The following is a 9570-nucleotide window of genomic DNA, read 5'->3' on the forward strand; positions in this document are numbered from 1 at the left end:
TTGGGGACTTATCGTATCATGTACCCTTGCAGTGAGAGGCAGACCCGCGGGTCTGCGGCCGGCATTCGAGGAGCACGCCGCCAGCCCGCCCATGAAGAGTGAGCAGGAGCATCGTATGTCCAAAGCTGAAGTCGCAGGTCATATCCATGTCTCGCCGCAGGCCATCGCCACGCTGGCGAGCATGGCCGTCATGCAGACCTATGGCGTCGTCGGAGTCACCAACAAGAACCTGGCCGGCGACCTGGCCGAAATCTTGCAGAAGGACAGTTGGCGCCGCGGCGTCGAGGTCCATATGCACGGCAAAGAGATCGTCATTGACCTGTACGTCGTGTTAGAGTACGGCGTCCGCTTTTCCGAAGTGGCGCATAATATCATGAGCAATGTGAAATATACGGTGGAAAGAGCCCTGGGCGTACCCATCCGAGCGGTAAACGTGCACATCCAGGGCGTCCGCATGAGCAGTAAATAGCGAGAAACGAACGATCCCGGGAGGAAAGGGGCCTTGAGCAATAACGATATCGCCCGCGAAGCACAACCTGATTCTACAGCGGCCAGCGGAACCGCGGTCGCCGGCGGTCCCGACTGGAAGACCTGTGACGGCCAGCAGTTCAAAGCCATGGTTCAGACGAGCCTGGCATGGCTGAACCATCATATCCCCATGATCAACGCCCTGAACGTGTTCCCTGTGCCGGATGGGGACACGGGCACCAATATGTACCTGACGCTGGAGTCTGCCTGGCAGGAGATCGCCGGCCGGACCGAACGCTCGGTAGCCCCCATTATCGAGGCCCTGGCGCATGGTGCACTGATGGGCGCACGCGGCAACTCCGGCGTCATCCTCTCCCAGATCTTTCGCGGCATGGCCCAGGCTCTCCATGACGCCGACCTGTTGGACAACAACCTGCTGGCGCGTGCGCTTCAGCAGGCGACCGCCACGGCGTATAAGGCGGTCATCCGGCCGGTGGAAGGGACGATTCTGACCGTGGTGCGGCGGGCGGCGGAGGCCAGCGCCCTGGCCGCAGAGACGGCCGATGATCTGCGGGATATGATGGCGCTGGTGGTGGAGGCCGCCCGCAAAGCGGTGGAGGAAACGCCCTCGCTTCTGCCCGTGCTGGCGGAGGCCGGCGTGGTGGACGCCGGCGGCCAAGGCCTGTACATCATCCTGGAGGGCATGCTCCGCTACCTGCGCGGTGAAAGCCTACAGGCGCCAGCAGAAACAAGGGGGGAGGAGGTGATCTTACACCATCCGGAAGGCCCGGAAGAAGGGTATGGGTACGACGTACAGTTCATCCTTACCGGCGAGAACCTCGACGTGGAGCGCATCCGCGCCGACATTGATGCTATGGGTGTCTCCACCCTGGTGGTGGGCGACAGCCGCACCGTCAAGGTGCATGTGCACACGCCGGAGCCGGGCACGCCGCTGAACTACGCCGCTCGCCTGGGTTCGTTGAGCCGCGTCATTGTGGAGAACATGCAGGAGCAGTACGAGGAATTCCGCGGCGCCGGCCGCGCCGCCGTGCCTCCTCCCACGCCAGTGCCCTTCCAGTCCGTCGCGCCCCAACCTCCCGCGCCGGCGCTGGTCTCCGAAATCGGCATCGTCGCGGTGGTGCCGGGCGAGGGCCTGGCCAAGGTCTTCCAAAGCCTGGGCACCTCCGCCATCGTGCCGGGCGGCCAAACCATGAACCCCAGCACCGAGGAGCTGTTGAGCGCCGTCGAGAGCCTCCCGCACAAGAAAATCATCATCCTGCCCAACAACAAGAATGTGATCCTGACAGCCCAACAGGCGCAGAACCTTTCCGACCGTCAGATCCGTGTGGTGCCCAGCAAGAACATCCCGCAGGGCATCAGCGCCCTGCTGGCCTTCAACTATCAATCGGACCTGGACACCAATGTCGAGCTGATGACCGAGGCACTGCACAGCATCCAGGCTGCCGAGGTGACGCGGGCCGTCCGCTCCGTGAAGATCAACGGCCTGCAGGTGGAAGAGGGGCAGTACATTGGCTTGCTGAACGGCGATCTGGTGTCCGCCGGCGAGAACCTCACGGATGTCGTGCTGAGCCTGCTGGAGAAAATGGGCGCGCAAGACCTGGAGATTATCACCCTCTATTACGGCGAAGGGGTGAGCGCGGAGGAGGCCCGCGCCCTGGCGGACCTGATTGCCGAACGGTACCCTGACCAGGAAATCGAAGTGGTAGAGGGCGGCCAGCCGCATTACCCATACATTATCTCCGGCGAATAATGCTTCATCTTTCCGGACCACATTGGGAGGACAGCCTTTCCATGCCGAAGATACGTATTGTCACGGACAGCGCCGTGCTGTTGGACCCCAAATCGCAGCGCGAACTGGATATCACGATCATGCCGCTGACCATCCGCCTCGGGAACGAGACATTTCGCGAGGGGGTGGATATCAGCGCCCAGCAGTTCCTGGAGCGACTGCGACAGCCGGGAGCCTATCCCCGCATCGAGCCGCCGGCCGCCGGCGACTTCATCCGCCTGTACGAATCCCTCGGCGCCCAGGGGGATATCATCCTTTCCCTGCATCATTCGCGCCGCCTGAGCAAGACCGTGCGCGCCGCCGAGGAGGCGGCCGCATCGCTGGTAGGCCGGCAGAAGGTGGAGGTCATTGATACCGAATCCATCTCCTACGGCCAGGGCATTCTGGTGCGCGCCGCGGCGCGTGCCGCGGCCGCCGGCGAGGACCTGGCCAGCATCATCCGCTTGGTGCGCGGCATGATCCCGCGCGTGTACGCCATCTTCTTCTCCGACACGCTGGACTATCTGGAGCACACCGGCCGCATCGGGCCGGCGCAGTCCATCCTCGGCACCATGCTCCAGATCAAGCCCATCCTGGTGATGGAGGACGGGGAGATCATCCCCATGGAGAAGGTCCGCTCCCACGAGGAAGCGGTGGAGAAGCTCTACGAATTCATCGCCGAATTCTCCGAGGTCGAGGAGCTGGTGATCCTGCGCAATCCCTATTTCAACAATGTGCCGCTCCTGCTGGAGCGTTTGAAAGAGCTTTTCCCGAGGCAGAACATCCCGGTCTATACCTACGGCCCATCGCTGGCGGCGCACATCGGGCCGTACGCGGTGGGGGCAGTGATATACGAGGGCCTGTAGGCCCGGGGAGACAGGCTGTGAGCGATCGAGAGATAGGTATCGTGACGGACAGCGCCGCGGATCTGCCGCCGGCGCTGGCCCGTCAGTGGGACATCACCGTGATCCCCTGCCTCATCTCCTTTGGCAGTGAAACCTATCGGGATGAGGTGGAACTGCCGCGCCAGGCCTTTTACCAGCGCCTGCGCGCCGCCAAAATCCTTCCCACCACCTCCGCGCCTTCGGTGGGGACCTTCATCGAGGCATACCGGGAGCTGGGCCGGCGCACCCGCACCATCATCTCCATCCACGTGGCCTCCGCCCTCACGAATATTTACAACGTCGCCCGCCTGGCCGCCGAAAGCCTGCCGGAACTGAACATCCATCTGGTGGATTCCCGTCAGGTCTCCATGTGCACGGGAATGCTGGCGCTGACCGCCGCCCGGCTGGCCGATGAAGGCGTGTCCGCGGGGGATATCATCGCCCGACTGCAGGAACTGCTCCCCCGTCTGCGGCTGGTGGCGGCGCTGGATACCCTGGAGTACCTGCATCGCGGCGGCCGCGTGAGCTGGGTGGCCTCGATGCTCGGCAGTCTGATTGACCTAAAGCTGGTGGTAGAGCTGAAGGACGCCAGCCTGCGCCTGCTGGACAAGGTGCGCGGCCGGCGCAAATCGCTCCAGCGCATGATCCAGCATGTCCTGGCAAGCGGCCCCCTGGAGCGGGTGGCGCTTCTGCATACCGACGCGCCCGAAGATGCGGCGGAGGTCCGCCGGCTTTTCGCGCCGTATGCCCCGCTTGCCGGCATTATTGAGACCGAGGCCGGCGCCACCATCGGCACCCACGCCGGCCCTGGTGCGGTGGGGTTCTGCATTCTCACCCGTTGAGCAACACATCATCCTGCGGGGGAACCTGCCATTGGCCTCTCGTCCCGTCTACGTGGTGACCGATGCCGCTGTTGACCTGCCGGCGCACAGCACACATCATCTTCCGATTGAGGTCCTGCCGATCACCGTCTCTTTCGGTTCCCGCTCCATCCTGCACGGCCGGGAGCCGGATCTCGAGACCTTCTACCGTTTGCTCCGGGAGAGCCGGCACTCTCCCACCACCGCCGCACCCACGCCGGCGTATACCGCCGAACGGTATGCCGCCCTCCTCGACCAGGGCTATGATATCCTCTCCATTCATCTCGCATCCTCCTTCAGCACCACCGCCCTGCAGTGCGCCCGCTTGGCGGAGGAGCTGGACAGCCGGCGCATCGTGGTGGTGGACAGCGGGCAGATGTCCGCCGGGCTGGGGCTGATGGTGGTGAGCTGTGCGCGGGCCGCGGCGGCCGGCGAGCCGCTGGCGCGCCTGGAACAGATGGCGCGTGCGATGGTGCCGCGGGTGCGGCTGGCCGGCGCCCTGCAGTCCCTCGACCATGTGCGGCGCAGTGGGCGTGTCCCCGGCCTGCCGGCGGCGGTGGGCGAATTTCTGCACATCAAGCCCCTGTTCGAGGTATATCGCGGCCAGGTGACCCTGCTCGGCTTCAGCCGCACCGTGCGCCAGGCCACCAGGCGTCTGGTGGAACTGGTGCGGGAATGGGGACCAATCCAGGAGATGGCGGTCATCCACGCCGACAATGCCGGCTGGGCGTCGGAGCTGGTCGAGTCTCTCGCGGAGTTCCGCCCCTCCATCCCCACCATCATGGACGCCGGCCCGACCATCGTTTCCCACGTGGGCCCAGGCGCAGTAGGAGTGGCAGCGCTTCTTGCCAATTGACGCCTCCGCGGGTATTATGAAGCCATCAAGACGTCGGCGAATGCCTGACGGAGGATATATGCAAAGCGCTATCGTCAAACTCATCAAAATCCTGAACCTCGAACGCGATATGGGATACATGAACCGCGCCGTGATCGGCGGCCTGGACAAGTTCGCGCCCCACTGGCGCGAGGAGGCGCTGTCCCAGGCGAGCACGGACGCGGCCCGTTCTGCCATTGAGGGAATATGTGACGTACTGCGCGCGTACTCCTCGCTGGAGACCACCGCGCAGAAGGCAGAATGCGTTGAAGACCTGCTGGCGCGCCTGAAGGCGCTGGAGGCCGGCGCGGCTCCTGCCCCGCCGCCAGTCCCGCAAGCCCCGGCCGAACCCGAGGAAAGACTCGAGGAAAAAGGGCCGGTCAGCGCACCGCCGCTCGCCAAACCCGGCGTCACCGCCGCGCCGGCGGAGCCCCCGCCCGCCGTCCCGAAACCGGAGGAGCCACCTGCCGCGCCGCCGGCGCCGGCCGGCGCGCGCTCGGCCGCGCTGGAGGCGGAGGTGACAACCCTGCCGCGCGTGGGACAGATGCAGGCCAAGCGGCTGGAGAAGCTGGGCATCCGCACTATCGAGGACCTGCTCTATCATTTCCCGCGCCGCTATGACGATTACAGCCGGCTCAAGCTCATCCACCAACTACGCCCCGGCGATGAGGTGACGGTACTGGCGAACGTGCGCCAGACCACCCTACGTCAGCTCGACGGCGGCCGCACTATCATCAAATGCATTGTGACGGACGGCACCGGCCAGCTTGAGCTGACCTGGTTCAACCAGCCTTTCCTGGAGAAGCGGCTGGCGCCGGGGACCTCCATCGTGGTCAGCGGGCGGGTGGAGCAGTTCCTAGGCCGGCTGACCATGAACTCGCCGGAATGGGAGCCGCTGGACAAGGAACATATTCACACCGGCCGCATGGTGCCGGTCTATCCCCTGACCGAGGGGGTGACCAACCGCTGGCTGCGCCGGCTCATCAACAAGGTCGTCGAGACCTGGGCGGATCGGGTCGAGGACTTCCTGCCCGAAGAGATGCGCCGGCGTCTGGAGCTGTACGACCTGGGCACGGCCCTGCGCGAGGTGCATTTCCCCGCCAGCGAAGAATCACTGGCGCAGGCGCGCCGGCGGCTGGCTTTCGACGAGCTGTTCCTCCTGCAGGTGGGCGTCCTGCGCCTGCGGCAGGCATGGCGCCGGCAGACCGGCCAACCCCTTCCGACAGACCGGCCGGCGCTGGAGCAGTTCCTGGCCTCGCTCCCCTTCACACTCACCGGGGCACAACAGCGCGCCCTGGACGAAATCCTGCGCGACATGGCCCAACCGGTGCCGATGAACCGGCTCCTGCAGGGGGATGTCGGCTCGGGGAAGACGGTGATCGCTGCCGCGGCCGCGCTGGTGGCCGCCCGTGGTGGGTTCCAGACAGCGGTGATGGTGCCGACGGAGATCCTGGCGCACCAACATTACGCGCGCTTCCAGTCCCTGCTGGGGCAGATGATGGTGCCGGCAAACGGCCAGGAACGCCCGCTCCGGGTGCGCCTGTTAGTGGGAAGCATGCCGCCGGCGGAAAAGCGCCAGGTGTATGACGAGGCGGCCGCCGGCGAAGTGGATGTCATCGTGGGTACCCATGCCCTCATCCAGGAGAACGTGCAGTTCGCCCGCCTGGCGCTGGTCATCATTGATGAACAGCACCGCTTCGGCGTTTCCCAGCGCGGCGCCCTGCGCCAGAAGGGGTACAGCCCGCATATGCTGGTGATGACCGCTACGCCCATCCCGCGCACCCTTTCGCTGACCCTGTACGGGGACCTGGACCTGTCCATCATTGACGAACTGCCGCCCGGCCGCCAACCCATCAAGACCTATATCGTCACCAATCGCGAGCGAGAGCGCGCCTATCAGTTCGTGCGCTCCCAGGTGGCGGAAGGGCATCAGGCGTTCATCATTTGTCCGCTGGTGGAAGAGTCGGAGAACATTGAGGCGCGGGCGGCGGTCGCCGAGTATGAGCGCCTTAGCAGAGAGGTGTTTCCCAACCTGCGTCTGGGGCTTCTGCACGGCCGCATGCCGGCCGAGGAGAAAGAGGAGGTGATGCGGCGGTTCAGCGCCGGCGAGCTGGACATCCTGGTCTCCACCGCCGTAGTCGAGGTGGGCATTGACGTGCCCAATGCCACGGTGATGCTCATCGAGGGCGCGGACCGTTTCGGTATGGCACAGTTGCATCAGTTCCGCGGGCGCGTGGGCCGTGGCAACGCGCCGTCGTACTGCCTGCTGTTGACGGAGAACACCAGCGAGGACGCCTGGGAACGCCTGCGGGCGGTGGCGGAATCGCAGGACGGCTTTGCCCTGGCAGAGAAGGACCTGGAACTGCGGGGGCCGGGCGAGTTCTTCGGCACGCGGCAGAGCGGCCTGCCCGATCTGCGCATGGCCAGCCTGGCCGACATCCACCTGCTGGAGCTAGCGCGGCGCGAGGCGTATCAACTGCTGGAGCAGGACCCGGAACTGAGCCGGCCGGAGCATCAGGCCCTGCGCCGGCGGGTCGAACGGGCCTGGGCACAGCGGCGAACGGATATCAGTTGAGATGGCGGCTGTTACCATTTCGCGGGAACTGGGGAGCCTGGGGACCCTCATCGCAGAGGAGGTGGGCCGGCGGCTGGGTTTCAGCGTCGTCCAGCGGGAGGTCATCAACCGCGCCGCCCAGAAGGCCGGCGCGCCGGAGATGGCCCTTGCCGTCATTGATGACCTGGGTCTGCTGGGCGTGCGCCCTTCGCGGCAGGCCCAGCGCGCCTACCTGGATGCGGTAGCCCATGTGATGCACGAACTGGCGGAGCAGGGGAGCGTTGTCATTGTGGGGCGCGCCGGCCAGGTCATCCTCGCCGGCCGGCCCGATGTACTGCATGTGCGCATCTGCGCGCCCATTTCCGTGCGGGCGGAACGCATTGCCCGCCGGCACGGCATCTCCCTGGAGCAGGCGCGCGCCCAGGTCGAGGCCAGCGATGCGGCGCGCCGCGCCTATTTACGGCGCTATTATCACGTGCGCTGGGATGACCCGTACCTGTATCATTTGGTCATCAATACCGCCGGCCTGTCCGTCCCCGCGGCCGCGGAACTGATCTGTCTTGCACTGAAAGAGCGTCTATCCTCCACGGGAGCAGTACAGCCAACATGAACGACGGCAAACCTCGACCTCACTTCGCCCACCCTTCGGAAGAGGAATTCGCCCGCATCCTCGATTTCTACGGCATCGAATGGGAGTACGAACCACACACCTTTCCCCTGGAATGGGACGAGAACGGGCAGGTGCTGGAAGCCTTTACCCCCGATTTCTACCTGCCTCAGCAGAACCTGTATATAGAGCTGACCACCCTCCGCCCCGAGCTTGTCACCCAGAAGAACCGCAAACTGCGCCGCCTGCGCGAGCTGTATCCCGACGTACATATCAAGCTGTTCAAGCGGCGCGATATTCGCGAACTGTTGGTCAAGTACGGCCTGGAGGAAGAGGCGGAGCGCATCCAGGGGCACGCTCCCCAGCGTCCGAATGAGCATCAGTAGGCGGAGGATGGGAGATGGAGAACCAGGGAGGATTGGCGAAGTATGGGGAAGCGGCCGTCGGCATCCGGCAGATCCTGCTCACCCCGGAGCAGATCCAGGCGCGCATCCGGGAGATAGCGCGCGCCATTTCGGAGGATTACGCCGGCAAAAACCCCCTCTTCGTCGGGGTGCTGAAGGGCGTGCTCTTCTTCATGGCCGACCTTCTGCGCAACCTCACCATCCCGGCAGAGGTGGATTTCATCGCGGTCACCTCCTATTCGCCGGAGACGCGCGACAAGGGGTTTGTACGGCTGATCAAGGACCTGGAGACGCCCATCGAGGGCCGGCATGTCCTATTCGTGGAGGACGTCATTGACACAGGGCTGACCCTGCATTATCTCCTGCGCACCCTGCGGGCGCGCAACCCGGCCAGCCTGGAGGTATGCGTCCTGTTCGACAAGCCGCATCACCGGCTGATCGACATCCCCCTGCGGTACAAGGGGTTTGAACTGCCGGACCAATTCGTGGTGGGGTACGGGCTGGACTACCGCGAGCGGTTTCGCCATCTGCCGTTTGTCGGGGTGCTGGAGCCGGAGGTGCTGGAGGGGAACAAGGGTCGGTAAGAGGCCGGCGTTCCTGGGGCATAAAAAAATTGGGGCCCCAAGTAACCTTCCAGCCTTCTCTATCGTCCCCCTTTCGGCCTTTCTCCCGGTACCACCTTCGTGGTACTGCGGGGTACTCCACCTAATCGGCTTCTCTCGTTGCTCCGCTCTGGTGGTTTCGCTTCTCCATCTGCTCCCTTGCGGGAGTCATCTGGATCGGCTTGCCGCCAAAGCCTCATCGCTCCGAGAGCGCATACCCTTGGCCGTTTCCCTTTACCTCGACCTGGACACCCCACGCCGAGGGTCCGGTTGGCGGCTGTGGTATTGCCTTCCGATAGAGCGCTTTCCAATTACTTGGGGCGCCCTGACCTCAGGAGACGTATTCCGTACCCCTGAGGGTGCTTACAATATAGCAAATCCGGGGCTGGTTGTCAAGGGTTTTTGCTTAAAATTTTTGCATTCCGGCGAAAATTCGTGGTCTGTGCCGGCATGATGCCGGCACGCACATGCAAACGGCCCTGGCCAAATGGCCAGGGCCTCGCTGTCCGCACTGGCTCCCCGGGCAGG

9 protein-coding genes are annotated in these 9570 nt (G+C 64.6%); all 9 read left to right on the forward strand.

Annotated elements, in window-relative coordinates:
- Positions 1–115: 115 nt before the first annotated feature.
- Genes H5T60_07635 through hpt form a run of 9 tightly spaced genes read left to right on the forward strand, consistent with a single transcriptional unit; the run spans position 116 to position 9024 of the window.
- Positions 116–469 carry an Asp23/Gls24 family envelope stress response protein gene (locus H5T60_07635; GenBank protein ID MBC7242301.1) on the forward strand — a complete coding sequence of 118 codons (354 nt, stop codon included), beginning with the start codon at positions 116–118 and terminating at the stop codon, positions 467–469.
- A gap of 33 nt (positions 470–502) precedes the next feature.
- Positions 503–2239, forward strand: coding sequence for a DAK2 domain-containing protein (locus tag H5T60_07640; GenBank protein MBC7242302.1), 1737 nt, complete (start codon positions 503–505; stop codon positions 2237–2239).
- A 41-nt stretch (positions 2240–2280) separates the two neighbouring features.
- The gene (locus H5T60_07645; protein ID MBC7242303.1) at positions 2281–3123 is read left to right on the forward strand and encodes a DegV family protein; all 843 of its coding nucleotides are present in this window, start codon (positions 2281–2283) and stop codon (positions 3121–3123) included.
- A 17-nt stretch (positions 3124–3140) separates the two neighbouring features.
- Positions 3141–3983, forward strand: a complete 843-nt coding sequence (locus tag H5T60_07650; protein MBC7242304.1) for a DegV family protein — start codon at positions 3141–3143, stop codon at positions 3981–3983.
- 31 nt (positions 3984–4014) lie between these two features.
- Positions 4015–4857, forward strand: coding sequence for a DegV family protein (locus H5T60_07655; GenBank protein ID MBC7242305.1), 843 nt, complete (start codon positions 4015–4017; stop codon positions 4855–4857).
- A 58-nt stretch (positions 4858–4915) separates the two neighbouring features.
- The gene (gene recG, locus H5T60_07660) at positions 4916–7450 is read left to right on the forward strand and encodes an ATP-dependent DNA helicase RecG (protein ID MBC7242306.1); all 2535 of its coding nucleotides are present in this window, start codon (positions 4916–4918) and stop codon (positions 7448–7450) included.
- Position 7451: 1 nt separating this feature from the next.
- Positions 7452–8039, forward strand: a complete 588-nt coding sequence (locus H5T60_07665) for a cytidylate kinase-like family protein (protein MBC7242307.1) — start codon at positions 7452–7454, stop codon at positions 8037–8039.
- Complete coding sequence (locus H5T60_07670) at positions 8036–8422, forward strand: hypothetical protein (protein MBC7242308.1); 387 nt, start codon at positions 8036–8038, stop codon at positions 8420–8422. The genes H5T60_07665 and H5T60_07670 overlap by 4 nt, the downstream gene beginning before the upstream one ends.
- 14 nt (positions 8423–8436) lie before the next feature.
- On the forward strand, positions 8437–9024 hold the full coding sequence (gene hpt, locus H5T60_07675; GenBank protein ID MBC7242309.1) for a hypoxanthine phosphoribosyltransferase: 588 nt from the start codon (positions 8437–8439) through the stop codon (positions 9022–9024).
- Positions 9025–9570: the final 546 nt, after the last annotated feature.

The organism is Anaerolineae bacterium (assembly GCA_014360855.1).
Taxonomy (GTDB): domain Bacteria; phylum Chloroflexota; class Anaerolineae; order JACIWP01; family JACIWP01; genus JACIWP01.

Excerpts from the sequence above, each read along its gene's own strand:
- H5T60_07635 (MBC7242301.1), top strand. The coding sequence starts at position 116 with ATGTCCAAAGCTGAAGTCGCAGGTCATATCCATGTCTCGCCGCAGGCC.
- H5T60_07645 (MBC7242303.1), top strand. The coding sequence starts at position 2,281 with ATGCCGAAGATACGTATTGTCACGGACAGCGCCGTGCTGTTGGACCCC.
- recG (MBC7242306.1), top strand. The coding sequence starts at position 4,916 with ATGCAAAGCGCTATCGTCAAACTCATCAAAATCCTGAACCTCGAACGC.
- H5T60_07665 (MBC7242307.1), top strand. The coding sequence starts at position 7,452 with ATGGCGGCTGTTACCATTTCGCGGGAACTGGGGAGCCTGGGGACCCTC.
- H5T60_07670 (MBC7242308.1), top strand. The coding sequence starts at position 8,036 with ATGAACGACGGCAAACCTCGACCTCACTTCGCCCACCCTTCGGAAGAG.
- hpt (MBC7242309.1), top strand. The coding sequence starts at position 8,437 with ATGGAGAACCAGGGAGGATTGGCGAAGTATGGGGAAGCGGCCGTCGGC.